The following is a 24957-nucleotide window of genomic DNA, read 5'->3' on the forward strand; positions in this document are numbered from 1 at the left end:
GACCTGATTTTTAACACTCTCTCATTCGCCCCTGCTCTGGCTAGTTCAGAACAGGGGTTTTCCTTATCAAAAATCTCGCTGTTAAGTAGATAAATACGCCCAACTTAGTTGAATCTAGTGAGGCTTTCTCAAGACCCAATCAATAATCAAAAAGCATATTAAAATACTTGTCTCTTGAAGCCGGTGAGTTGTCTCGGTGTGTGGCGTACTCTACGTGAGCCTCCACGGGCGCGGTGGGTGATAGTTTGATACTCCAAAGTGCGTTAAGTTGGTTTGGTACTACGGAATAACGTACATCAATAATGCGCAGCTCATCGGTAGGGTCTTGAGCGATATACCCATTAGAAAACCAGCGAAAACGTTCGATGTCTTTGGCTTGCTGCGAATCGGGGGCGAGCCAAGGAAAATCTCGGCTTACATTTAACTTTTTAGTGAATTCGCCGGGATAGGTTTTCACCGATGTTCCCACCCTTACAGCATCTACGTAGAAATGGTCCTCGGTCTCATAGACCACCTTCCAAAGTAAAAGATTCGCGAAGCTCGGTTTGGCTTCCAGCTTAATCGGCGAATGCTGCCTCTCTTTCGCCAATTGCCACCCGGCTTCTTCAGCTCTGTCTCTTTGAATCATTCCTAATGTGAGATAGGTAAGCGCCCAAAGAAACGCGATACGAGCGAACATTGGGTTTCGTTTCAACGCCGCAAATACAAGCAACACCAATATTGGAAGAGTGAAGGCAGGATCAATAATAGATACCGTATTCCACGCAAAACGTGCATTGCTGAGTGGCCAAAACAGCTGAGTGCCATAACTGGTACAGGAATCCAGCAGCGCATGAGTGCCATAACCTAATGCACAAAAAAGCCAACTTTGTTTAAAAGAAAGCCCGCGCCTTTTTGAGATAAGCGGATGCAAAACCAAGGCACAGATTAAGCTTCCAATTGGGATAAACAGGAGGGAATGAGTGAACTGCCGATGGAATTCCAAATACAACAGTGGGTCGGTCGATGAACGAATGAGCACATCCAAATCGGGAGCCATTCCTGCAAGCAGCCCTAAAACCCCAGCGACAACCACATTTTGTTTTTTGCTCACCGACTGAGGCAAGGAAGCGCCTAGTAAGCCCTGTGTTAAAGGATCCATCAAATACTCTCAAATTGGGTTTAGCCGAACACAGTTATACTGTATTACGTAATACCGAGATCATCAAAAGTGCTTTGATTTCAGTGTAAAAGGGAATGAGCCTGTTCGCTAATCTAATTCATCAAAACGCATTATGGACACACAAAAAAGCCTCGAAGATCAATATGGTCTTCGAGGCTTTTTAAATAAATGTGTCGCAATGGATTGGCGAGTCTAAAACCGTATCGGGTTAGATCGCTTCTTCTTGAGCTTGCTTCACTAATGCCTGACGTTGAGCTTCTTTTTCGCATGACGCGTTATTATTGTTTTTGCTTTCATTTTCCAATTCACTTGGAACGAATACATAGTACTTATTGAACATCTTGAACCTCAAACTGCATGAATCATTACGCTCGAAATTATTCACCTAGCGTAATCAAGCCGCAGATATTAATGACTTTATGCTCAATATTCAATCAAATTTATGTAATCCTTTGTTAGAAATCGTGTTCGAGAAGAGCTTCATGAAGTAGATCCAAAAATGGGGGGATACCCAAGTGACCTCAAGGTGCAGGATTCAGAGCCTCATATTCTGTTTCAATTCAAGCCTTTCTACGTCAATATCAGGAACGCAGCGGAATAACGAGTCCTTTCCAAGTTCTTAGACGATGAAGTGGGGCAGAATATGGGCTCCCAAGGGCGAGTTTAACTGACTTCCATACTGCGTTATCGATTCTTGATTTAGAACCACTAGATCTACCAATCGATGCCTTGCCTGAAAGCCAGTTAACTCTCGCTGAACCTAGCATCTTGGGGTTACTTGGGTATATAGATAGTTTCAAATCCTAAACTGAAAGCCACTGCAACAAGCAACCACGCCAAGATTCGGTTGAACGCTGAAAAAACTTTAGGGTTCTTGAGCTTGTGCCCTAACACTTCTCCGAGTAGGGAATAAGATGTTGGGGCGCCAAATGCCAAAACAGCGAGAATACCCGACCAAAGCACCGCTTCCATGCCTACAATACCGTTCGCCGGAAATTGCACCGCCGCAACAGGCAACACCACTGCTGGCCCCTTAGGGTTGAGCAGCTGAATGAGTACCCCATCCTTAAAGCTAAGTATCTTCTCGGTTTTATCACCGACATCAAGTGAGTTGACATCGCTGGTGTGTAGCTTCCACGCAATGTATAAAATATAGCTGCACCCTATCAAGGCAATGTAAGGCAACCAGTGAGTAGGAATTAACGCTTTTCCAGCCCAGCTGATTGATACAAATAAGATAAACATAGCCATGCCGACTCCGGCAAAAAAGCTAAGGTATCGTTTTGTATTGCTTTGCAGACCACCGTTTAAGCCCAGTAAATTAACCGGTCCAGGCGTGTACATGACCCCTATGGCGTAGGCGAAGATTTCTAGCATCAAATTATACTCTTGAGTGATTTTATTGATTAAAAGCGAATGCGTTTAATTAGGAGAGGCGCTGCTTTTGGTATTGCGCGGGAGTCATCCCATAGACTCGTTTAAACCTGCGATTAAAATGACTGCTGTCAGAAAACCCAGCGATATGGGCAATATCGGTTGCGGTTTGCCCTAATTCCAGCGATTTTCGAGCGAGATTCACGCGGCAACTTAAAACATATTGATGTGGCGTGATGCCGTATTGTGCTTTAAATGCTCTTATCAAATGATATTTAGACATGCTGGCAGCAACGCTGATGTCATCAACAGAAATGTCTAACGCAGCATGCTCATGTATAAAGTCTTTTGCACGCTTTACGAGCGACTCTTTTCGGTTGCCATCACTAGTCAGTATTGGAGAATTGCCACTCAAGCGAGCAATGGAATGTGCCATTTCCAATAGACCGGCATCATATTCGACTTTGGATACGGATTCTGAATGAATCCATTGTGACATTGTGATCACTTGCTGGCGAAATACACCGTCGTCCATGAGCGTTTTTTCGACTCTCACATTTGAAGGTTGGCTCACCCCAACGGTTCGGAAATAGGGTTCCAATTGGTTCGGGTGAACATACAACATGATGTATTCGAGATCGTCCGAGCCGCCAGATCGCCCATCGTGTACGTCTTCTGGGTTGAATACAATCACTCCACCCGCTGGGCTTTGGTGGAATTGAGTTCGGCAGAAAAAGTCTTGTCGCCCTTTTAAGGTCACACCAAACGAGTATTCTTCGTGAGCATGTTTGTCGTAGGTAAAATCACTCATGTTTGCTGTGAGTAGCAATAACCCCTCAATGCTCTGATTCCCTTGGTAATGGAATTGATTTTTATCCTGCATGGTCAATTTCCGATTCGTCCTGAATGAGTTAAGAATAGGGCATCAATGAGCATTGAGATTGAACAAAATTGCTCGTTTTCATATTAGCTGGTAACGATACTGTACTCCAATTTCTCTGAGCGACAAAAAAGGGTGCCAATTGGCACCCTTTGTATTTGGATTACGAGGTAATTAAACGTCGTAAGTTGTAGAAGCAGTGTCGCCGCCTGTACCTGTCCAGTTCGTGTGGAAGAATTCACCACGCTCACGGTCGATACGCTCGTAAGTGTGAGCACCGAAGTAGTCACGTTGAGCTTGAAGCAGGTTAGCTGGTAGACGTGCAGTTGTGTAACCGTCTAGGAAAGATAGCGCAGAAATCGTACATGGCATTGGGATACCAGACTCTAGAGATTTCGCTGCTACTTTACGCCATGCTGCTAGGCTGTTTTGTAGGATGTTTTTGAAGTACTCGTCAGAACCTAGGAACGCGATGTCTGGGTTTGCTTCGTACGCATCACGGATGTTGCCTAGGAATGCGCTGCGGATGATACAACCACCACGCCACATTAGTGCTACGTTACCGTAGTTTAGATCCCAACCGTTTTCGTCCGACGCTTCACGCATTAGCATGAAACCTTGAGCGTAAGAGATGATCTTTGAAGCCAGTAGAGCTTGACGAAGTGCGTCAACCCACTCTTTCTTGTCGCCTTCAACTGGAGCGATAGTCTTACCGAACAGTTTTTCAGCTTCAACACGTTGGTCTTTCAGTGCAGACAGGCAACGAGAGAATACAGACTCAGAGATAAGCGTTAGAGGAATACCTAAGTCTAGTGCGTTGATACCCGTCCACTTACCAGTACCTTTCTGACCGGCTGTGTCTAGGATCTTCTCAACAAGAGCTTCACCGTCTTCATCTTTGTAGCCAAGGATGTCAGCTGTGATTTCAACTAGGTAGCTGTCTAGCTCAGTCTTGTTCCAATCAGCAAATACGGCTTGCATTTCGTCAGCTGAAAGACCAAGACCGTCTTTCATGAACTGGTATGCTTCAGTGATAAGCTGCATGTCACCGTATTCGATACCGTTGTGTACCATCTTAACGAAGTGACCCGCACCATCGTTACCAACCCAGTCACAGCAAGGCTCACCAGCGTCAGTTTTTGCAGAGATACCTTGGAAGATTGGCTTAACCGCTTCCCAAGCTTCAGGCGCACCGCCTGGCATGATTGAAGGACCAAAGCGTGCACCTTCTTCACCACCAGATACACCAGTACCGATGAAGTGGATGCCTTTCTCGCGACAATGCGCTACACGACGGTTTGTATCTGGGTAGTTAGTATTACCACCATCGATGATGATGTCGCCTTCGTCTAAAAGTGGGATTAGGTTTTCGATGAACGTGTCTACAACGTCACCAGCACGAACCATTAGCATCACTTTACGTGGTGCTTCTAGCTTTTCTACTAGCTCTTCTAGAGAGTATGCACCAACAATATTTGTGCCTTTCGCCGGGCCTTCTAGGAACTCGTCTACCTTCGCAGCAGTACGGTTGTGAGCAACCACTTTAAAACCGTGGTCGTTCATGTTTAGGATAAGGTTCTGGCCCATTACTGCTAGGCCAATAACACCGATATCACCTTTCATTATTCATCTCCATTAATCGATCAGGCAATTTTACTTGCTGCGTCTGAATCTAAGTACCACTCCGTTTCGCCCATTTTGGACTGGATTTTCGCTGCCGGATAAGGCAATGCTTCCGCAGGAGTAGTGTGAATTTCGTGTACAATCTCGATCTTACCAGCACCCAATACTAGGTAGCTGATGCGTCTTGCCGCTTCCAGCACTTTGGCTGTTTTCGACACGCGGATTTGACCGGATTCTGGATGAGAAGCCAAAACAGATAGGTTCTCATCGTTGTAATTTGTTTTCTCTGGGAACAACGAGGCCGTATGGCCATCAGCGCCCACACCAAGCAGGATCCAATCAAAAACTGGCGTGCCGTTTTCAGTTGGGATCACTTCAGCCATTTCATTGGCAAAGCGCTCAGCTTCTGCTTTTGGTTCGTTTTCACCGCGGATACGGTGAATATTTTCTGCTGGAATTTCAATTTGGCTAAACAATAACGTGTTCGCTTCACCGTAATTGCTTTCCGCATCTTCAGGAGCAACACAACGCTCATCTCCCCACCAAAAATGCAGGTTTTTCCATTGAATAGCGGTTGCGTAAGCCTCTGTAGCCAGGAGCTTGAACAACATTTTTGGGGTGCTACCACCAGACAAAGAAATGTGAACAGGCTTACCTTGCTCGCTATACCTTTTCAGGTCGTTCGCTAGGCTTTCTACTACCTGATCCGCAGTTTGAAAGATCTTATGATTGATCATAATTCGCAGTAATCCGTGTCAGTAAGGTTCTTACAAGGGAAACGCCATGCACGTCCATCACGCTGAAGTAGCTTATCAGACTCAATAGGTCCCCATGTTCCACAGGCGTAGCCAAACAGTGATTGAGGATCTTGCTTGAAGTCCAGAATCGGCTGTACGTACTTCCAACACGCTTCTACTGCATCACTACGAGCAAATAGCGTCGCGTCGCCATTAAGCGAGTCCAGAAGTAAACGTTCATAAGCAGTTAGCATCTGAGTTTCTTCAAGAGAAGCGTAGTGGAAGTTCATTTTCACTTCTTTCGCATGGAAGCCAGCACCCGGCTCTTTTAGGCCGAAGCTCATTTGAATGCCTTCATCAGGCTGAATACGAATGATCAGCTTGTTTTCTGGGGCATCCAAACCAAATACTGGGTGCGGTGTGCGTTTGAAGTGAATGACTACTTCGGTTACACGTGTTGGTAAGCGCTTACCTGTACGAACGTAAAACGGCACACCATTCCAACGCCAGTTGTTGATGTATGCTTTCAATCCTACGTAAGTTTCAGTGCGTGACTCTTCTGCAACACCTGTCTCTTCACGATACCCAGGAAGGAATTCACCACGCACATCAGAACCTGTGTACTGACCCATTACTAGATTGTTGCGAAGATCATTTTCTTCTAACGGTTTCAAGCACTGAAGAACTTTCACTACTTCATCACGCATTGAGTCTGCATTGATTTGAGCTGGGGGCTCCATACCAACCATTGCCAATACTTGTAGCAAGTGGTTTTGGAACATATCACGTACAGCACCTGATCCGTCGTAGTAGCCACCACGTTCTTCCACACCCAAGAATTCAGCACCTGTGATTTCCACGTAATCAATAAAGTTACGGTTCCACAATGGCTCAAACATGGCGTTAGAAAAGCGGAACACTAACAAGTTTTGCACCGTTTCTTTACCTAAGTAATGGTCGATACGGTAAATCTGATGTTCCTGAAAATGCTCATGAATTTCTTTATCTAGCTTCTGCGCAGATTCTAAATCATAACCAAATGGCTTTTCGATGATCAGACGTTTCCAGCCTTCGCTTTCATCGTTCAAGCCATGTGCCGCTAGACTGGCTGGAATCACGCTGTAAAGGCTTGGTGGCGTTGCTAAATAGAAGAGTGTATTGCTTTGTTCAAACTGATAGCTTTCAGAGAGTTCATCTAAGCGGGTAACCAGTTTGGCGTAATCGGCGGTGTCGGAAGTGTTTATCGCTTGGTAATGTAGGTAGTTAATAAACGCATCTAACGTTTCAGGTTCCGTTTTTTCCATTTCCTGAAGTGAGCGTTTCAACTTGTCGCGATAAGATTCATCACTGTATTCAGTGCGGCTGACGCCTAAAATCGCAAAGGATTCTGGAAGCTGTTTGCTCGCGTATAAATGGTATAGCGCGGGGATCAGCTTGCGGTAAGTCAAATCGCCAGAGGCACCGAAGATAACGATGCAGCTGTTTTCAGGTATTACCATCATCTTTCCTTAAAGAGGGGTTTTCATTGAGACATAACTAGAGTTAACAGACCCTATCAATGTCTCAGGTAAATTAACAATAGGTGTTAACTATCAGTCCGAGAGGTAAGAGCTATGGGCTACTTAGTGTTCAACTGAGCTAAAACAGCGTGCTACTTTACATCAGCTAACTACGATGCGCATCCCAAAAACTTACCTATTTCAAATTTGTTGAGAAAAACTACAAAATTTCTGTAACGTTTACAACATCACAAACAATAATAATTATCATTAACAACAAAAACAGAGGGATCGATTAGAAATAAGGTATTCCTTAATATTCGTTACTTCACGATGTATTCAAGCCCTTTTGTAGCACATGAAAGTGAATATTCATTGATCTTCCAGTGTTCTGGACTCCAACCATAGAGAAACCTTAGAAAATCTGCCCAAGCCACATAATAAAAGGGTTCCCAGCTTTCAATGATCAACTTTGCATTTTGTTCTGGACGATAAAACGACATGGCTTCTTCGAATTGGGAAAAGTAGTAATCTAACAACAGCTTTTCAGCATTTTGGGCTTCTTCAATAGGCACACAACTACTAATGAAAAGCATGACATCTTTCATTGCACACCCTTCCCCTACATATTGAAAGTCTACGGCACCAACAGAATCCATATTGGCTGAAAAACAGAAGTTCGCCAGCTTGGCATCACCATGAACCAATGTCGGAAAAGGTGCCGATTTCAATGCCGAATCGAATGCTTTCGCGTGTGTTTTAAATTCACTTGTCGCCATTGCTTGAAATTCATCAGGGCGGGTGTCCAAATGCCAGTAGGTCCCTTGCGCCCATAAGGCTTCGTCCTGACCGGAATTGAGGTGGCTTACGCTCAAATACTTCGCATGAAAATTCGCTAACCACTTGAGGCAAAGCTTCCAGTGCCTAATATCTGACTGCTTAACAACCTCGGTTAGCCCGTAATCACGCAAGTCGGACATAACAATCACGTATTGTGTGGGAGTGGGATTGACTTCCAACCCAATAGGCATGAGGCATCTTGGATCTTGTTGAGTGGAGAACTTCAAATACCAATTGGCTTCTACAATGTAAGATTTTAGCTTTCTATCGGTAGATCGTTCTGTATTCCAGCCTTTTGGATGTGCGAGTGTTTCGGGCAATTCTATCCATTTAGCAATAACACTTTTAGCATTTTCACTCTGCCCAACATCATCACTGTTGCCATTTGGGCTCAGAAACCAACGTTCGAGTCGTCCGAAATCACCCCAAAGTTTCTGAATAAGCTGCTTTTTTGAGGGTTCATGTGCCAAATACCCTTTACTCATTTTCTTATTCCCAACATTAAGTCCACTCAATGCATGTAATGTTCTTATTATTGTCTCCTAAATACGCTTAATTCGCCAATTGAGAAAGCCATTACTAAACTAGATTCATATAGCATATTCTGTTTAATGCAATTTATTGAGCCTTACATCAATGTATGCTCCAATCACGCGAATATTTATTCGCACAGCTCACATTCAGAAACGTCGATTACAATCGATTTATAAAAGTTAATTTATAATGTCAGAGCAATAATCACGACTTTAAATGCATCAAAGCACATAAAAACTAAATGACTGTCGTGTGTATATATATCATCGCCTTACAATGACTTAGTACGAGGCAAATGAAGGTCAAAAGGACTACAATGGCGGAAAACTCGGCGGCAGCAAACCTACAGGTTAATACCAATTCGGATAATTTCAAAGGTGCTGAAACAACGCTTAAAAGCTCAGATGCTTTAGCAATGATTGAACACAGCAGTGATGTGACCATTAACATCTCTACTCCCGTAGGTATCAACTATAAAGGCATTACACCTTTCATAGGAACCATCGGGACAGATTATATATTGCTGGGCGCGCCTGATATCTCAGATGAAGATTACGAATACTTTTTTCAGGAAGGTTTCTGGGTAAATGTTCGCGCGATTTCACCACGTGGTGAAGGTGCGCTTATTTATTTCCGATGCCAAATCATGCACATGGTTAACGAACCCGTTCGCATGATCATGTTGTCCATTCCAGCTAATATGAAAGTACTTCAACTTCGTAAAGAGCCCAGATATGACGTATCTCTCGCCGCTGTTGTTTTTTATAATGGTCAGCGCTTGGAATGTGAAGTAAGGGATATTTCTAAAGGAGGATGCCGTATCATCACAAGCCCTTTGATACGCACATTCCAGATAGAAGAACCTGTACAAATCAGCATAGTGGAACGGACGCGTGGGAAAGTAGACCTTCCTCAGCTTACTGGCAAGATATGTAACATGCAGAAGTCCCATCATTACGCGCGCTACGGAATGATGTTTGATGACAAAGGTAAGAAGAGTGTGCAGCTTTTGCTAAGCCATTTGAAGTTTGATGGCTCAAAGCTTGCTCTGAAAGCTTAGTTTTTTAGAACGTGTACACATACACGTTGATGGCAAAAATAGCGTTAGTGCTTGGTTTTTAGCGTTCAGTTGTTAACCGTATTTTCCAACCAATCTCTACTGATTAAAAAAACAGAAAAAGCTTAGGTTCTAGCTAGACCCTAAGCCTGTATTACGAACAATTCTACGAATTATTACTAGCGATAAAACGAATTCGCCCCGCTACCTCGGGTGAGAGAGCGGGGCGATGCATTCTATCAATCTAAACTCAATTAGATTTTTTCAACGTTTGCAGCTTGAGGACCTTTTTGGCCTTGCTCAACTTCAAACGATACTTTTTGGCCTTCAGCAAGTGTTTTGAATCCGTCACCAGTGATAGCACGGAAGTGAACAAATACGTCTGCACCACCGTCTTCTTGAGTAATAAAGCCAAAACCTTTTTCTTCGTTAAACCACTTAACTGTGCCAGTTGTCTTAGACATGGGTATTTCCTAAATTGTATCTTTGTATCTCACAGCGCGACCTTCGCGCCATAATTGTTAGTCAGCCGGATAGAGTTACTTATAAGAGTCTAAACATCGAAAAGAAAACACTTCAACAACAGACTGTCAGACAGTAGGTTTAAGAAGACTTCTTGAGTCAGGAACAACAAATAAATAGGTCTGCATACAGGCCAACTACCAAGTTACGCGAGTTTCCTGCTGGTGTATACGATTTTCTTCCGATAGCAGGAAAAAATCGCCTTGATTGTGATATGTGTAAGCAAAAATGACAAGATTCACACATGATTCATAAAAATATTGTTGCAGGATCTCAATTCTCATTCTACCGAACTAACTGTTTACTCAAATTTTTTTCTTATTTTTGGGAATATTTTTGACAACAAGTAGGTCTTATATCTGAATAGCCCACTTAGCTGACTGTGTTTTCTCGCCACAAAAAGTCGGTAATAGAACAGCTGCTGTAGGTTTCGAATCGACATTATATACTCAAACCACCTCAAGGTGCAGGATTCAGAGCTCTATCTTCTGTGTCAGTTCAAGGAAAAGAACGAAGTGGAATGACGGGTCCTTTCCAAGTTCTTTGACGATGAAATGGGACAGAAGATGAGCTCCCAAGGGCGAGTTTGCTTGGTTTTCATGCTGCGTAACCAATTCTTGATTTAGAGCCACTAGATCTGCAAATTGGTACCTTGCCTGAAAACCAAGCAATTCTCGCTGAACCTAGCATCTTGAGGTGGCTTGAGTATAGTTATCTCGCATTGGGTAAACGGGTGAAACCTGTTTATATTTTAACTGGGTATAGAATCTCAATGACTTATAGATTCTCAACTACTATGAGCCCCAAAAGGCATGCTTTGAAAATACTACCTGTACTCCGATACGTTTTTGCTTTCATTATTTGTATTGTGTCGCTTTCTTCTTATGGCGAGGCACATACAACATCTTGGCTTCAAAATGACAGGCACCCACCCGTATCGGTAAAATTATCACTAACTGGTACGCAAGACGTAAACGCAAAGACAGTTCATGCATTGTTGGAAGTGAGGTTGGCTGATAGCTGGAAAACTTACTGGCGCACTCCTGGCGAAGGTGGTGTTTCTCCCTCACTCGATTACTCGACGGCCTCCAATATTGAAAACATCCAATGGCATTGGCCAATCCCAAATTACTACCAGCAGTTTGGTTTAACTGTTTTGGGTTATCAAGACTACGTGGCATTTCCTTTAGATATCGTTTTGAGTAACCCACAAACTGCTACAGATATTAACGCTACGCTTACTTTACCCAGTTGCACCGACATTTGCGTTCTCACCGACTATCCTATCCAGTTGTCTTTTGATCCTGAATTGCTGCAGCCAAACAGCGATACCATGATGCTTCACAATCAGGCAATGTCGTTAATTCCGCTTACTTATGGCAGCGCGAAGGTGTCACTCATCATTTGGGATGAAGCCAATCAGCGACTCAATGTGACTTTGGAAAACGAAACAGGCTGGAATAGTCCAAATCTATTTATAGAAACATTGAAATCAGGAGATAACCATTTTCAAGCACCCACTATTTCAATCCGCGACAACCAGTTAACCGCCATTTTTCCGGTCTCGAACACGCTTGGGAAACCTGATTTAAACAATCAAAATCTACGCATTACGGTAAGAGACGACTTACTTCTGCAAGAATTAACCGCACCATATTCAATCGGGCATGTTAAGGCTGAAAATCCGAACACAGTACTGATGTTATGGTTCGCTTTCTTAGGGGGGCTGATATTAAATGTTATGCCATGTGTGCTCCCCGTTCTTGGAATCAAGGTAAATAGCGTATTGCTTTCTGGCGACAAACCAGCGTCGCACAGAGCACACTTTCTCGCCTCAGCCGCCGGCATCATTTCTTCATTTTGGGTACTTGCGGTCGCTCTTATAGCACTTAAATGGACAGGTAATACCATTGGCTGGGGGATCCAATTCCAGCAGCCTTGGTTTTTGGTCTTTCTAGTTGTTGTCACCTTGGGCTTTAGCTTGAATTTGTTTGGCGTTTTTGAGTTCAAGCTCCCTAGCCGATGGTCCAGTACTTTGGCTAGTGACAGGGGGAAAGGGCTGTCGAAGCCATTTTTCCAAGGTGCTTTCGCTACATTACTTGCCACGCCTTGTAGTGCTCCGTTCCTCGGTACCGCAGTCGCTTTCGCGTTAGGAAGCCATATTTTTGACATTCTGCTCATATTTACATTTTTGGGTATCGGCTTAGCCTTTCCTTGGTTTATGTTCGCTTTATTCCCCAAAACCATTGGGTTACTGCCAAAACCCGGCGCTTGGATGAGTCGCGTAAAAATCCTTTTTGCTCTAATGATGTCTTTAACATCCTTCTGGCTAATTTCGCTGCTTTCTACGCACCTAGGTCAATTTGCAACCATAATGGTCAGTGTCGTTACATTTGTGTTTTTGCTGATCGTATTAGTTTCAAAATATGGCGCCAGAAGCGTCACGATTTACGGTAGCTCGGCATTACTAGTGGCCGGATTAGGCATGGCGATAGCGGGGTCACTTTCATCGCATTGGGCAACCCCCGTTATCGATGATTTGCAATGGCAAGAATTAGATACGCAAGCCATCGCGCAGCATGTGGCGGAAGGTAAGCTTGTATTTGTAGATGTCACCGCAGATTGGTGTATTACCTGCAAAGCCAACAAGATTGGAACAATACTGCAACCCCCAGCGTATGAGCTGATGCAAGCGTCTGACGTCGTTTTAATGCGAGGGGATTGGACGACACCAAGTAATGCTATTACTGAATTTTTGATGAGTCACGGCCGATATGGCGTACCACTTAATGTGGTATACGGACCCAACGCACCTCTGGGGAATGCCCTTCCGGTACTGCTGACTCAAGATTCCATTTCACAATCTCTCGATCTGGCAAGAGGAAAATAAACTGATGTTCAAAATAGTAAGAAACCTCACGGGCTATCTCTTGCTTATTATTCTGATTACTGGGCTACTCGATTGGTGGCGAACCAAGCATGTTGATTTCTACGACATGCCGATGACTCAAGGAAAAGCCATTGATGGTACTTTCGTCAATGTGGCTGAGTTAAGCCGCGATAAGCCTGTCTTAGTCTATTTCTGGGCTACTTGGTGTGGTGTATGCAGCCTAACAACACCGAGCATTGATATTTTGTCCAATCACTACGAAGTGGTTTCTATTGCTTTGGCATCTGGCGAAGATGATCGCTTGCTCGAATACATGAAGAACAACGATTACAGCTTCACAGTAATTAATGATTTGGAGGGCAGTATTAATCAGTACTGGCGAGCCCAAGTCACTCCTACAATCGCCATCGTCAAAGATGGTGAAATTCAGTCTATGACCACAGGATTTTCTACTCCTTGGGGGTTATGGCTACGTTTACTGCTGGCATAAGGATCCAGAAAATGACATACGTTACAAAATGGCTTAGTGGATTAGGGCTAGCGTTTGGCTTGGCGATGCCAAGCTATGCAGAAGAAGGTAAGGCGGCGGTTTCATTAACTCCAGAGCAAACGAATCAATTGGCACAAATCAACGCCATATTGAAAGGACACCCTCAAATCATTGGTGACTTAAGCAAAAGCTTAGAAGCCTATGTTACCCAGTTAAAGCAAGTCGAAATCGCCCTGAAAGAACAAAGAAATTGGTTGACGCAGGCACCAGAACACAGCAAATCTGGTGCAGAAAACCCTGCTCTGACCATCATTAACTTTACTGACTATAACTGCCCATATTGTAAGCGCTTGGAAATTGGCTTGGCGAAGTTACTCACAGAGATGGATAACGTAAAAGTTGTTAACATCTATGTGCCGCTACAACAGCAGATTGCCAGTGGCACCAACACAAACTCTGCGTTTTATGCGTTAAAAGTTTGGGAGAAAGAGCCCGAGAAGTTTTCAGAAGTTCACAGGCTCTTAGTTGCACATCCGACACGTCACGATGCAGAATCACTCAACCGTATCGCTAAAGAAACAGGTACTGAAAAGTACTTAGAAACGGGTGAGCGAGAACAATCCATCGTATCTCGAAATATGCAAGCATTTGGTCAGCTGGGTTTACGTGGAACCCCTGCACTTATCATTAACGATGAGATTATCCCAGGGTTCCTGCCTTACGGTGAACTTAAAAAAGCCGTCCAAAAAGAATTGAACTAGGATTGAGAAGCCCAAATTTACTTCTTTAGTGGTTATTTCTATATAACCTCAGCTCCACATAAATTCAGTTCTGTATAAACTCAGCTCTGTATAAGTTCAGCTCTTTACAGAAAATTGGGCAGCCTTGATTGACTGCCCACTCTTTCTAACCAATACCTAACATCTGAACAGTTTTCTCTCTTTATTCATACGTCTAATCCCTATCGAACAACTAGGCGCCAGTAAGAAGCTCACTTACAAACACTATCTTCATGTAAAGATACTTTACACTAAGTTATAATTGGAGTACATTGCCCACATACCTTCACATAGACATAGTTAGCATGAATATATTTCTCGCCATGATCCCTGCTTTTTTTTGGGGAACCACATATGCTGTAACACAGTTTACTCTGTCTGAATGGCCGCCATTACTGCTGGGCTTTATTCGTGCTCTTCCTGCTGGGCTTCTTTTATTGGCACTTCGCCCCATCATGCCTAAAAGAAATCAGTGGCAGCCTTTAGTCATTCTTTCCTTAGTGAATATAAGCGCATTTTTCGCCATGATTTTCCTTATGGCTGCCACGTTACCAGCGGCGATATCTGGCGTAGGAATGGTCTCTGTCCCAATTTTCGCCATGATTTTTCAATGGTTGTGGTTTAAGAATAAGCCTTCAGGCATTCAAATCGTTTCTGGTTTTACTTTGGTGGGTTTCGCTTGGTTTCTTTTCGATCCAAGCCAGATCGAACTGGGTACAACCGGCTTGATTGCTATGTTTTGTGCGATTTGGTGCATCATTATTGGCAGTACACTGACTCAACAACTGTCAAAAGATATGCACTGGTGGGGAGTGTTAAGTTGGCAGCTTATTATAGGTGGCGCAGCACTTGGGGTTGTCGCAGGTGCTCAGTGGTTGTTCGAACCCTCTGCTTTTGAAACGGTTACCAATCAAGACATCAGCGCAACCAATTGGTTTGGAATCGCTTGGATAATTATTCTGAATACGGCTGTCGCTTACGGGATGTATGTTTGGTTAATCCGAAAAATGACCATCGTCGAGTTCACATTCAGTGGTATCGCCAACCCTATTGCCGGAATTACTGGTGGTGTTTTATTGATGAATGAAACCTATAGCCATACACAAATAGGCTTAATGTTGGGGATGATACTGGCTTCACTTCTTCCGAACTTCTTGAATTTATGGCGAACCAAAAGACGCGTTAACAAACAGGAAACTAGAACAGAGAATACTCAGGATAGTGTGCCTGTATCGGATTGAACAGGTAGCCTTGATAACCCCAAAAAGCAAAAGGTAGAAGATGATTAAGTGAGTTCTGATCTTCTACTCTTTCCACAATCCATTTCGCATCACTAGAGGATTTTTGCTGAAGGATGATGTCTAGTTTTTTGCAAGAATGGCTCATACCTGATTTGAGATCAAAAAATGGATTGTCGACTTTCACGTAGTCATAAAGACCCGCGCTCAATTCGTCATCTCTAAAATCTTCTCCAACTTGATAGTCATCCAAGGCGATTTTCACCCCGACTTCTTTCAGTTTGGCCACACCTTTGAGGTAGTCTTTTCCTTCTATCGAATATTGGCGCTCGGTTGTTTCAACAACTAACGCTTTTCCATAGCACTTTAGATGAGAGTGGACGGCGATAAGAAGGTTAATGGTTTTTCTATTACTTAGGGCATGTCTTTCCACATTCAGGAACAAACACTCGAATGGGAAAGAAGCAGGATTAACAGATATCAGGAAATGAAGTTGTTGTTCAAGAATATCTTTGGCAAGACGTTTGCCTAGCTCACCTTTCATGAATGTGGTGTGGATAGAGGCATCTTCCTGAGAAAGAAGCAACTCACTGGCCAGTAACTTCTTGCTTTCACTAACAATGATTTCGTTTTTAAATTGAAAACGAGGAGTGTCTGGTTCAACAAAGTCTTGCGGTAGCGGGGTCGCAGAACTTTTTCCGTTCTGGAAACGCATTTCAACAGCAGATTGTTTTACATCTATGCCCATTTAGCGACTACCCTATAGCTTGGACTACCACATCTTTAAAGAGCTACTGCTCTGATGAGTTCACCCTAGAACTCTTGCTTATTAACATAAGCAGTGTGGAGTCGCGAAGCAAACCGTTTTGCCTCAAATCCAGTTTATATGCGACCTAACAGACGTAATTCGCACTTTTGAGACAATATTAATTGTAAAAACATATATTTCCAACATCATCTCTAACGTTAACTTCACATTTCACCCTAACTCATATGGTATATGGGTGTATATTTTACTACGTACATTAGCATTTCCTGTTTTTTACCATCAAAAATCACACTATCTACAAAAACCTCATTGCACTTTCATTCTTTATTCACGCAATCAATGTGTAGAGACGCTTCAAAATATTCCAGATGCACCCAAGCAATATTAAGCACAGTGCGGATCTAGCACGAACGGTGGCAACTTATTGGAAACTTCCTTTGACTGTTCACAAGGGAAAGTGAGCTTACCCATTACCTCTTATAAAAGAGATTAAAAGGACTAGGACATGAACAAAGCTATTCTAGCAACAGCAATTCTTTCGGCTATGACTCTATCTTCTGCTTCCGCGGTAACGATTTATGAAAAAGATGGGACGGTATTAGATTTAGGAGGACGCGCTGAAGGACGTTTTAATATTTCAGACGCCAATAAAACGGGTAATAAAGGCGCGTTTAAAGACATCAGCCGCGCGCGGATATCTTTATCCGGTGAATCCGCTGTTACCGACCAATTTTCAGGCTTTGGAAAATACGAAGCCGAACTCTCTGGTGAAGAAGACTTAACAAATCGCTACTACTTTGCTGGTGTTAAGGGCGAGTTTGGTTCTGTGTCTTACGGAAAACAAGATTCATCTCAAGTCATGTTAAGCAACTTCACCGATACCTTAGCCACATTTGGAGCAAAAGCAGCCGACATTGTGGATGGTAATAAAGACAAGAGAGAAAATACGCTAGTCTACAAAACCACGTTCGATCAGCTTATTGTATCTGGTGACTACATATTCGCCGATAAAGATAATAACGACAGTACAAACAGCTATGGTATCTCTGCGGTTTACAGTTTGGAACGGTTTAGAATCGGTGCCGGTTATGTAAACCAAAAGCAAGGCGATGAAACCGAAAATCAATTCAACTTTGTTGGTGAAGTGCAGTTCGACAATCTTAGTTTTGCGGGTCTTTACACCATGAGTAAAAGTGTTGTTGGCAGCCAGCTTAATGACATTATTGGTTATGAACTGATGGCTAAATACGAACTCGAGAAAGTTGCCTTTGTAGGCGCGTACAATGCCCAGAAAAATGACTCCTCAAAAACCGACACTGTGGATGAATTTGCTCTGGAAGCGGTTTATACCTTTAACGAACACCTGAGGACTTATGCCGGTTATCGTATCAACCAGATAAAAGATGCAGATAACGAGCTTCAAATGGGTCTACGTTACGATTTCTAAAAAAAATAGAGTCAGCCATTCACGGCTGACTCTATCCCCAAGTAACACCGCACTTAACTGCTATCTTTATAGATAAAAAACCAGTTGCATATTTTAAATTCACACAATGATACGCCCCATTTTTCACGTGAATTTTTATGCACTCTATGCATTTTATTATTTATTTTCTTTAAAACGGTCAATCCTCCCTCACTTCAGGTTCACAAATCGAACCAACGGTCTTAGATCTTGAACCCAGGCTTATTCTTTGATTTATCAGTGTCGTTCGTGAAATGACTCGTATTCTCACTGATATTCCTCACCAAGCCTTGTTAAATGTTTGTTTTAAAAAACTCACCTTGATACTTATATCAACGATTATCTCATTGATAATTAAAAACTTAAATTGTAAACAAACTTTAACAAGGAATGAAAAGTGAATAAGAACACACCTTTTTTCAGCAACTTTATTGAATCTCAAATCGAAGAGCTAAGCGCTCAAGAAACTAAGCAATGTGCGGGTGGTTTCATTGGCGATTTTGAAGTCGTAACAATGAAAGCACCATCTGATGATGATGAAGGCCTAGAGTTCGTTCTTAAGCCAGGCGACCTAGTAACAATGAAACACCCATCCGACAGCGATGAAGGCAACGACTTCCCATCGTTCTAATAAGCTAAAGGAAGAAGACATGAGTAAGAACACTCCTTTCTTTAATCATTTTATCGAGTCACAAATTGAAGAGTTAAACGACACTGAAACGACTCAGTGCTCGGGTGGTTTTGCAGGTATCAATGTTTCAATGAAGCACCCTTCGGATAACGATGAAGGGCAGCCAATTGATATTGGTATTCGACCAATTGATGTGACGATGAAATACCCTTCTGACGATGATGAAGGTGTCGAAATCAAATTCGACCGTTAAATTAGGCCATTTTTATAATCAATATTCACCTTGCTTTATGTAAGGTGAATATTTTAGCAATCGGTAATTTACAATAAAACAGTGTATAAATAATAATCATACGGATTAAAAATAGATCTTAATTCAAATTAAATCAGTTATTACATGAAATAAAATAAGTTTAATCACGGTCAAAATTCAGGGGTGAAATATAATTTTAATTCTAGTTAACTTTAGTCTCATTTATGAGAATTTATTTAACTAATAGAAATATTATTATTTTATAAGTAATTGCTTTTATGTATGTTTTAAAAGGTGAACGGCAGATACTGCTAATTCGTCGACGTAATAGTGTTCACATAAAAACGCCAATTAACGGCACTAAATTAAATTAAAAAGGAACATACAAATGAGTAAGAACACTCCATTTTTTAATAATTTTATCGAAGCAGACACACTAACTGAAGAAGAAGCGAACCAAATTTCTGGTGGTACTATTAACTTTGGTGGTATTTCAACAAGAAAAGCACCATCTGATGATGATGAAGGTTTTGCAATTGCAACTCGTAAAGCCCCTTCAGATGACGATGAAGGATTTGAAATCGCAACTCGTAAAGCGCCATCTGATGATGACGAAGGTACAGCGATTGTATTTCCGACTTGGTAAATACCAAATCGGGTTTAGGTAATACTCGATAGAACATCTATCCAGTTCCTAGACATGACCTCTAAGCTCTCACCCCCAAAAATTTGGGGGTGATATTGAAAGAACGATTATGCAGAAAATAAACAAAAGTATCCTATGCATCACTCATTCTGAGGACACCTTTCCCGTAGATTGGGTAACAGAACACCTAATGACAGCGGGTGTAGAGGCTGTTCGCTTAAACAGCGATCAATTCCCCTTGAATATTCAAATCGGTGGGAGCTTACAAACCCTCCCTTTTGACTCTCCGAGTTCAGAAGAGCAGCATTTGGAAAAGACACACGTTGATACACTGATTTCAACGGAAGGCTGGTCTATTAACGAGTCAAATATTGGCGCGATATGGCATAGAAAAAACAGAGTCAGCGATTTATCTTCCGCGCTAGAGGGAGACGTATTAGCCCAAGCAACACGTGAGTCTGAGTGCATTAAGCAGTCTTTACTTTACAGTTTTGAAGATGTTTTCTGGCTTGATCACCCAAACACGCAACTGGCTGGAGAAAATAAATGGCTACAGCTTAGAATGGCAAAAAAAGCGGGACTCGACGTTCCTGCAACGCTATTTACCAATATTCCAGACCAAGTAAAAACATTCTATAAACAGTGCAATGGCGACATTGTCGCAAAAATGCACACGCCATTAACCGTTTCCATGGGTAAACCCCCTGCGTTTGTATACACATCGAAAGTAACCGAAGCTCACTTAGCGGATCTCGACTCGCTGCGCTTTTCTCCCATGATTTTTCAGCAACAAGTGAAAAAACAAGCGGAGTTACGCATAGCCTATGTCGATGGACATTGCTTCCCAGCTAAAGTGAATTTGAGCAGTAATGATGAAAAAGAACTGCTCGACTGGCGAAAAGCGACGCCAACGCAATCCAATTGGCAACACACTGATATCCCTGAATCTCTCGTACAAAAGTTGCGCGTTTTCATGGACTCTATGAATCTAAAATTTGGCGCTATTGACATCATATTAGATACGACTCGCAAATATCAGTTCTTAGAAGTGAACCCTGCGGGTGAATGGGGAATGTTAGAGGCAGAATTAGACCTGCCTATTTCTAAACAGATCGCCCAAACACTTATTAAATACAGTCAATAGCAAGGAACAGCTGGTACAAGTATGACTAAAAATAAAGTTCTCATCATTACTCATTCGAAAGACAATCAAAGTATTGATACCGTTTCCGAACTGCTGAAACAAGCTGGTGTAGTACCAGTGCGTTTTAATACGGATCTCTTTCCAACTAAGGTGCAAATTGCCACCCATCAGAATAATAAAGGCAATGAGAGTACGCTCATTACGGAAAATGGCGATGTCGTCAAAGGTGACGAGATATTGGCCGTTTGGTATCGCCGATTCTATCCAGCGAAAGGCTTACCTGCCGACATGGACATGCAGCTCAAGCAACCTTCAGCTGAAGAAAGCAAGCGAACCATTTTAGGTTATCTCGACAGTCTAGAGTGCTACAAACTTGATGATTACTGGGACATACGACACGCATCCAATAAAGAATACCAATTGATGCTGGCAAGAAAAGTGGGGTTGAACCTACCCAATACACTCACCAGTAACTCGCCAGAAGCAGTGCGCGATTTCTTCGCTGATAACAACGGTAAAATTATCACGAAGATGCAAACCGCCTTTTCGGTTTGGAATGATGATGTAGAGCAAGTGGTTTTTACCAACAAAGTAGAAGAAGAACACTTAGAAAAACTGGAAGAATTAAACCTGTGCCCAATGGTGTTCCAAGAACATGTCATTAAAGATGTTGAGTTGCGTGCGACCGTTGTTGGCAATCAGGTTTACTGTGCATCCATTGACCCCGATATTATGAAAGGAATGGAAACCGATTGGCGTAAGCGCGGTGTCTACACGCTCGATAAATGGCAGCCATTTGAGTTGCCGCAAGAAGAAGCCGATAAGCTGATCCGTCTCGCGACAGAGCTCAAGCTAAACTATGGCGCGGCAGATCTTATTTTAACGCCAGATGGCCAATACAAATTCCTAGAAATCAACCCATGCGGTGAATTCTACTGGATGGACATATACCAAAAGCTAGGCATTTGTGAAGCCATTGCTCAAAACTTGGTATCCGGTGGCCGATAACCATAATTTTGCCTTATTCTGCCCGAACATCACCGTGCTCGGGCATTCTTAATACCGGAGAGATTTTTTGAGCCAGCTGTATCGTCAATCTGTCATTGACGCCCAAAAACAACGACTCCACGGCGATGTGTTGCTCGCGCAGCCTTTGTCTATCTATCTCATTGTGACCATTCTTTTCGTTTCCGTCACCTTGCTGGGCTTATATCTGAATTACGCCGAATACAGTCGAAAAGAGACGGTACAAGGCTATATTTTGCCAGATAAAGGCATTATCAAATCCTTTTCGCAACGCGAAGGCATCGTCGAAACGGTTCATATCCAAGAAGGTCAGCAAGTTGAGAAAGGCGAACCTCTGATCACCATTAGCTCCAAAAACAAACTGGCCAACGGGCTCGACCTTAACCAAACCGTTGTTCAAGAATTTGAAAAGCAATATCAGTACATCAATCAAGAAATCCAGTATCAAAACAACCTTCATGCTCAACAAATCAATAAGCAGAAAGTGCTTGTTACGGACATAGACCGCCAACTTGCCGCCATTGAAACCCAAAAAGCACTCATACGAGAGAAATACCAACTTCAAACTGAGCGTGAAAAGCAGCACCAAAAACTGTTCCGAGAAGGGCACCTTTCCGCTCTGGATCTTCAATCACAAAAAGAAGCGCTGATAGAGATCAAAGCCCAGCAAGAACGAGTGATCGCCAATGAACTGGATTTGCGAAAGACTCGAAACACCTTGCAGTCAGACTTGGCGATTCTGCCCAAACAGCACGAACTGAACGTATTGGATTTAGAACAACAAAAATCCTCGATTCGGCAACAGCTCAGCCAAGCACAAGGTAACGCCATTCACGTATTGGCGGCCAATGAAAAAGGCAAAGCAACAGGCATAAACGTAGTAACGGGTGAAACCGTCCACGACAACCAATTAATGCTGAGCCTTATTCCTGAAAACGCGAAATTAGTCGCGGAGCTTTTTCTTCCCACGCGGTCGGCTGGATTCGTCAAGAAAGGCGACGAGGTCAAACTTCGGTTAGACGCCTTCCCCTATCAACGCTTTGGCTACCTTGGTGGCAAGGTTTCACATATAGACACAGTACTCTTGCAAAGCGGGGAAACCCCTTTACCCATCAGCGAGCCTGTTTACCGAATTCGAGTCGCACTTGAAAAAGAGCACGTCGATTTTGAAGGTACATCCATTCCCCTCAAAAACGGGATGCTTTTGGAAGCGGATATTTTATTGGAAAGCCGCAGCATCATGGGCTGGATACTTGAACCTGTCTACGGATTATTAGGAAAGATTTAATATGGATCACGCCGAGAAAGAGCCTCATATTACTGAGCTACTGGAGTATTCCGGCAACCGAAAAGTCGCCATGATTTCGCAAACTGAAGCCGCGGAATGTGGCTTAGCTTGCCTAGCGATGGTCTCTTCCTATTATGGGTATAAACTTGATATGCCAGCCGCGCGCCGATTTTATTCGCCCGGAATGAAAGGGATCAACGTCCAACAGCTGATTCAAACTGCCGACAAAATGCAGTTAGCTGCAAGAGCACTAAAATGCCCACTGGAGCACGTCGGAAAGCTGACTTTACCGTGCGTTGTGCATTGGGATCTCAACCACTTTGTGGTGGTCACTGGCGTTAAAAAGAATACCATCACCATTAATGACCCAGCGTCGGGTACCCGTGTTTTATCTCTAACGGAATTCAGCGAACATTACACGGGCATCGCCATTGAGCTGATCCCAACAAAAGAGTTTGAGAAGAAAGACGCACGCCAAAAAATGGGCATCAGCCAATTATGGACGAGGGTTTCAGGGCTTGGAAAAGCATTATCCACGCTGGTATTTTTGTCGATTCTTCTACAATTTTTAATGTTGCTTAGTCCCTACTACATTCAGCTGGTTGTGGACGAGGTACTGGTCAGTTTCGATGATACATTGCTGATCGTTCTGGCGGCGGGGTTTAGCTTACTCTTGCTGTTTAACATCATCACCAAAGCGATTCGAAGTTGGTTGATCCTTCGATTATCCAGCCAGTTAAACTTACAAATGGGTGCTAACCTACTTCGCCATTTGCTGCGTTTACCCATGAGCTATTTTGAAACGCGCCACATTGGAGACTTGGTTTCTCGCTTCGGTTCCCTCAATCAAGTGCGCGAGAGGATGACAACTGGCTTAGTCGAAACCATTGTGGATGGCATCATGTCTATCGCTATTCTGGCAGTCATGCTCGCCTATAGCCCATTTCTGACCGCTGTTGTCTTGTGTGTGGTTCTTGCCTACCTCACGGTTCGCCTCGCGTTATACAGTAAACTGCAACAGGCGACGGAAACATCCATTGAAGCGAAAGCCAAAGAGCAAAGCCAATTTTTAGAAACGGCGCGTGGCATTCAAACCATCCGCCTTTTCAATGCCGAATCCATGCGTCAAAGTACTTGGCAGAATCGCTATAGCTCTGTCATTAATGCAGACATCAAACTGGGCAAGCTGAGTATTGGCTTTGAATCTGTAAACCAATTGCTGTTTGGCTTAGAAAATATCTTCATCATTTTCCTTGCGGCGATGGCGGTAATGAGTGGGGATATGACCATTGGCATGCTGTTTGCGTTCTTGGCGTACAAAGAGCAATTAACCTCTCGCATGTCAATGCTGATAGAACAAGTCATTCAATTTAAAATGCTTCGCTTGCACCTCGACCGTATTGCCGATATTGCTCTACATGAACAAGAGCCTCACCGCGAGAAAGGGCGAAATTTAACTCAAATGCGTGGCAATGTTGAACTGGTCGATCTGTCGTTCAAATATTCTGAAAATGACGACTATATAATCCAAAATCTGAATCTAACGATACCTGCCGGTGAATCCATTGCTTTGGTGGGCCCTTCTGGGTGTGGTAAATCAACATTAATGAAGTTAATGCTTGGCTTGCTTCAGCCCACATCAGGGAAAATACTGGTTGATGGGGAAGATATCCGAGATTTAGGGCTTTCTAGCTACCGAGACAGGATTGCCTCGGTGATGCAAGACGACACACTGCTTACCGGATCGGTTGAGGAAAACATTACCTTTTTTACACCTGAACCCAACCACCAAATGATGATGCAATGCGCTCATATGGCTGGCATCCATGAAGACATCATCAAACTGCCAATGAACTACCAAAGTTTAGTGTCGGATATGGGCTCCAATTTTTCTGGCGGTCAAACTCAGCGGCTATTACTGGCTAGGGCTCTTTACCATCGCCCGTCGATTTTGTTTTTAGATGAAGCCACCAGCCATTTGGATGTTGAAAACGAAGGCCGAATCAATGAGCACATCAAAGGGCTGCCGTTTACTCGCGTGATGATCGCCCACCGCCCAGAAACCATCAAAAGTGCAGACAGAGTGGTCAACATCAGTGAACTTTAGTTC

At 43.2% G+C, this 24957-nt stretch carries 23 protein-coding genes; 13 read left to right on the top strand and 10 right to left on the bottom strand.

The features are described 5' to 3' along the window. Window positions 1-139: 139 nt before the first annotated feature. From Q8W40_RS20145 to Q8W40_RS20180, 8 genes are all read right to left on the bottom strand, one after another. Window positions 140-1141 (bottom strand): metal-dependent hydrolase, encoded by a 1002-nt coding sequence (locus Q8W40_RS20145; protein WP_305399733.1) that lies wholly within the window; start codon window positions 1139-1141, stop codon window positions 140-142. Between the two features lie 229 nt (window positions 1142-1370). Then, window positions 1371-1502 carry a hypothetical protein gene (locus Q8W40_RS20150; RefSeq protein WP_263422461.1) on the bottom strand — a complete coding sequence of 44 codons (132 nt, stop codon included), beginning with the start codon at window positions 1500-1502 and terminating at the stop codon, window positions 1371-1373. 434 nt (window positions 1503-1936) lie between these two features. After that, complete coding sequence (locus Q8W40_RS20155) at window positions 1937-2539, bottom strand: LysE family translocator (protein WP_305399736.1); 603 nt, start codon at window positions 2537-2539, stop codon at window positions 1937-1939. Window positions 2540-2588: 49 nt separating this feature from the next. Continuing rightward, on the bottom strand, window positions 2589-3419 hold the full coding sequence (locus Q8W40_RS20160) for an AraC family transcriptional regulator (protein WP_305399738.1): 831 nt from the start codon (window positions 3417-3419) through the stop codon (window positions 2589-2591). A gap of 171 nt (window positions 3420-3590) precedes the next feature. After that, window positions 3591-5039, bottom strand: coding sequence for a decarboxylating NADP(+)-dependent phosphogluconate dehydrogenase (gene gnd, locus Q8W40_RS20165; protein ID WP_305399740.1), 1449 nt, complete (start codon window positions 5037-5039; stop codon window positions 3591-3593). Between the two features lie 20 nt (window positions 5040-5059). Continuing rightward, window positions 5060-5776, bottom strand: a complete 717-nt coding sequence (gene pgl / locus Q8W40_RS20170) for a 6-phosphogluconolactonase (protein WP_305399742.1) — start codon at window positions 5774-5776, stop codon at window positions 5060-5062. Further along, window positions 5773-7275, bottom strand: a complete 1503-nt coding sequence (gene zwf / locus Q8W40_RS20175; RefSeq protein WP_305399744.1) for a glucose-6-phosphate dehydrogenase — start codon at window positions 7273-7275, stop codon at window positions 5773-5775. The genes pgl and zwf overlap by 4 nt, the downstream gene beginning before the upstream one ends. A 323-nt stretch (window positions 7276-7598) precedes the next feature. Beyond that, complete coding sequence (locus Q8W40_RS20180) at window positions 7599-8600, bottom strand: phosphotransferase (RefSeq protein ID WP_305399746.1); 1002 nt, start codon at window positions 8598-8600, stop codon at window positions 7599-7601. 365 nt (window positions 8601-8965) lie between these two features. On the opposite strand from Q8W40_RS20180, the gene Q8W40_RS20185 reads away from it, so the two are divergent. Beyond that, on the top strand, window positions 8966-9709 hold the full coding sequence (locus Q8W40_RS20185; RefSeq protein ID WP_370693410.1) for a flagellar brake protein: 744 nt from the start codon (window positions 8966-8968) through the stop codon (window positions 9707-9709). Window positions 9710-9960: 251 nt separating this feature from the next. Here Q8W40_RS20185 and cspE read toward each other — a convergent pair whose 3' ends face one another. Then, the gene (cspE, locus tag Q8W40_RS20190) at window positions 9961-10170 is read right to left on the bottom strand and encodes a transcription antiterminator/RNA stability regulator CspE (protein ID WP_004402847.1); all 210 of its coding nucleotides are present in this window, start codon (window positions 10168-10170) and stop codon (window positions 9961-9963) included. An 875-nt stretch (window positions 10171-11045) separates the two neighbouring features. Between cspE and Q8W40_RS20195 the strand changes: the two genes are divergently transcribed. From Q8W40_RS20195 to Q8W40_RS20210, 4 genes are all read left to right on the top strand, one after another. Beyond that, window positions 11046-13118 (top strand): protein-disulfide reductase DsbD family protein, encoded by a 2073-nt coding sequence (locus tag Q8W40_RS20195; protein ID WP_305399760.1) that lies wholly within the window; start codon window positions 11046-11048, stop codon window positions 13116-13118. 4 nt (window positions 13119-13122) lie between these two features. Continuing rightward, a complete protein-coding gene (locus Q8W40_RS20200) occupies window positions 13123-13608 on the top strand; it encodes a protein disulfide oxidoreductase (RefSeq protein WP_305399762.1) in 486 nt (161 codons plus the stop codon). Window positions 13609-13619: 11 nt separating this feature from the next. Beyond that, on the top strand, window positions 13620-14369 hold the full coding sequence (locus Q8W40_RS20205; RefSeq protein ID WP_305399764.1) for a DsbA family protein: 750 nt from the start codon (window positions 13620-13622) through the stop codon (window positions 14367-14369). 323 nt (window positions 14370-14692) lie between these two features. Then, the gene (locus tag Q8W40_RS20210; protein ID WP_305399766.1) at window positions 14693-15628 is read left to right on the top strand and encodes a DMT family transporter; all 936 of its coding nucleotides are present in this window, start codon (window positions 14693-14695) and stop codon (window positions 15626-15628) included. Here Q8W40_RS20210 and Q8W40_RS20215 read toward each other — a convergent pair. After that, on the bottom strand, window positions 15585-16373 hold the full coding sequence (locus Q8W40_RS20215; protein ID WP_305399768.1) for an EAL domain-containing protein: 789 nt from the start codon (window positions 16371-16373) through the stop codon (window positions 15585-15587). The two genes, Q8W40_RS20210 and Q8W40_RS20215, sit on opposite strands and share 44 nt — an antisense overlap. 526 nt (window positions 16374-16899) lie before the next feature. Here Q8W40_RS20215 and Q8W40_RS20220 point away from each other — a divergent pair. The 8 genes from Q8W40_RS20220 (at window position 16900) to Q8W40_RS20255 (ending at window position 24954) form a co-directional block, all read left to right on the top strand. Continuing rightward, entirely contained in the window at window positions 16900-17841 is a 942-nt protein-coding gene (locus tag Q8W40_RS20220) for a porin (RefSeq protein ID WP_305399770.1), read from the top strand. 415 nt (window positions 17842-18256) lie between these two features. Continuing rightward, on the top strand, window positions 18257-18490 hold the full coding sequence (locus Q8W40_RS20225) for a microviridin/marinostatin family tricyclic proteinase inhibitor (RefSeq protein ID WP_101111712.1): 234 nt from the start codon (window positions 18257-18259) through the stop codon (window positions 18488-18490). Continuing rightward, window positions 18462-18743, top strand: coding sequence for a microviridin/marinostatin family tricyclic proteinase inhibitor (locus Q8W40_RS20230; RefSeq protein ID WP_370693411.1), 282 nt, complete (start codon window positions 18462-18464; stop codon window positions 18741-18743). The genes Q8W40_RS20225 and Q8W40_RS20230 overlap by 29 nt, the downstream gene beginning before the upstream one ends. 388 nt (window positions 18744-19131) lie before the next feature. Further along, the gene (locus Q8W40_RS20235; protein WP_104398651.1) at window positions 19132-19389 is read left to right on the top strand and encodes a microviridin/marinostatin family tricyclic proteinase inhibitor; all 258 of its coding nucleotides are present in this window, start codon (window positions 19132-19134) and stop codon (window positions 19387-19389) included. 109 nt (window positions 19390-19498) lie between these two features. After that, window positions 19499-20533, top strand: coding sequence for an MvdC/MvdD family ATP grasp protein (locus tag Q8W40_RS20240; protein WP_305399774.1), 1035 nt, complete (start codon window positions 19499-19501; stop codon window positions 20531-20533). 21 nt (window positions 20534-20554) lie between these two features. Beyond that, entirely contained in the window at window positions 20555-21541 is a 987-nt protein-coding gene (locus Q8W40_RS20245) for an MvdC/MvdD family ATP grasp protein (RefSeq protein WP_305399776.1), read from the top strand. Window positions 21542-21608: 67 nt separating this feature from the next. Further along, window positions 21609-22847, top strand: coding sequence for an HlyD family secretion protein (locus Q8W40_RS20250; RefSeq protein WP_305399778.1), 1239 nt, complete (start codon window positions 21609-21611; stop codon window positions 22845-22847). A gap of 1 nt (window position 22848) precedes the next feature. After that, entirely contained in the window at window positions 22849-24954 is a 2106-nt protein-coding gene (locus Q8W40_RS20255; RefSeq protein ID WP_305399780.1) for a peptidase domain-containing ABC transporter, read from the top strand. Window positions 24955-24957: the final 3 nt, after the last annotated feature.

It is taken from the genome of Vibrio penaeicida (assembly GCF_030689305.1).
GTDB classification, from domain to species: Bacteria; Pseudomonadota; Gammaproteobacteria; order Enterobacterales; family Vibrionaceae; genus Vibrio; species Vibrio penaeicida_B.

Coding starts and splice junctions, on each gene's coding strand:
- Q8W40_RS20235 (WP_104398651.1), top strand. CDS start 19,132: ATGAGTAAGAACACTCCATTTTTTAATAATTTTATCGAAGCAGACACA.
- Q8W40_RS20210 (WP_305399766.1), top strand. CDS start 14,693: ATGAATATATTTCTCGCCATGATCCCTGCTTTTTTTTGGGGAACCACA.
- Q8W40_RS20160 (WP_305399738.1), bottom strand. CDS start 3,419: ATGCAGGATAAAAATCAATTCCATTACCAAGGGAATCAGAGCATTGAG.
- Q8W40_RS20145 (WP_305399733.1), bottom strand. CDS start 1,141: ATGGATCCTTTAACACAGGGCTTACTAGGCGCTTCCTTGCCTCAGTCG.
- Q8W40_RS20245 (WP_305399776.1), top strand. CDS start 20,555: ATGACTAAAAATAAAGTTCTCATCATTACTCATTCGAAAGACAATCAA.
- pgl (WP_305399742.1), bottom strand. CDS start 5,776: ATGATCAATCATAAGATCTTTCAAACTGCGGATCAGGTAGTAGAAAGC.
- Q8W40_RS20230 (WP_370693411.1), top strand. CDS start 18,462: ATGAAGGCAACGACTTCCCATCGTTCTAATAAGCTAAAGGAAGAAGAC.
- Q8W40_RS20255 (WP_305399780.1), top strand. CDS start 22,849: ATGGATCACGCCGAGAAAGAGCCTCATATTACTGAGCTACTGGAGTAT.
- gnd (WP_305399740.1), bottom strand. CDS start 5,039: ATGAAAGGTGATATCGGTGTTATTGGCCTAGCAGTAATGGGCCAGAAC.
- zwf (WP_305399744.1), bottom strand. CDS start 7,275: ATGGTAATACCTGAAAACAGCTGCATCGTTATCTTCGGTGCCTCTGGC.
- Q8W40_RS20205 (WP_305399764.1), top strand. CDS start 13,620: ATGACATACGTTACAAAATGGCTTAGTGGATTAGGGCTAGCGTTTGGC.
- cspE (WP_004402847.1), bottom strand. CDS start 10,170: ATGTCTAAGACAACTGGCACAGTTAAGTGGTTTAACGAAGAAAAAGGT.
- Q8W40_RS20220 (WP_305399770.1), top strand. CDS start 16,900: ATGAACAAAGCTATTCTAGCAACAGCAATTCTTTCGGCTATGACTCTA.
- Q8W40_RS20150 (WP_263422461.1), bottom strand. CDS start 1,502: ATGTTCAATAAGTACTATGTATTCGTTCCAAGTGAATTGGAAAATGAA.
- Q8W40_RS20215 (WP_305399768.1), bottom strand. CDS start 16,373: ATGGGCATAGATGTAAAACAATCTGCTGTTGAAATGCGTTTCCAGAAC.
- Q8W40_RS20240 (WP_305399774.1), top strand. CDS start 19,499: ATGCAGAAAATAAACAAAAGTATCCTATGCATCACTCATTCTGAGGAC.
- Q8W40_RS20180 (WP_305399746.1), bottom strand. CDS start 8,600: ATGAGTAAAGGGTATTTGGCACATGAACCCTCAAAAAAGCAGCTTATT.
- Q8W40_RS20200 (WP_305399762.1), top strand. CDS start 13,123: ATGTTCAAAATAGTAAGAAACCTCACGGGCTATCTCTTGCTTATTATT.
- Q8W40_RS20185 (WP_370693410.1), top strand. CDS start 8,966: ATGGCGGAAAACTCGGCGGCAGCAAACCTACAGGTTAATACCAATTCG.
- Q8W40_RS20155 (WP_305399736.1), bottom strand. CDS start 2,539: ATGCTAGAAATCTTCGCCTACGCCATAGGGGTCATGTACACGCCTGGA.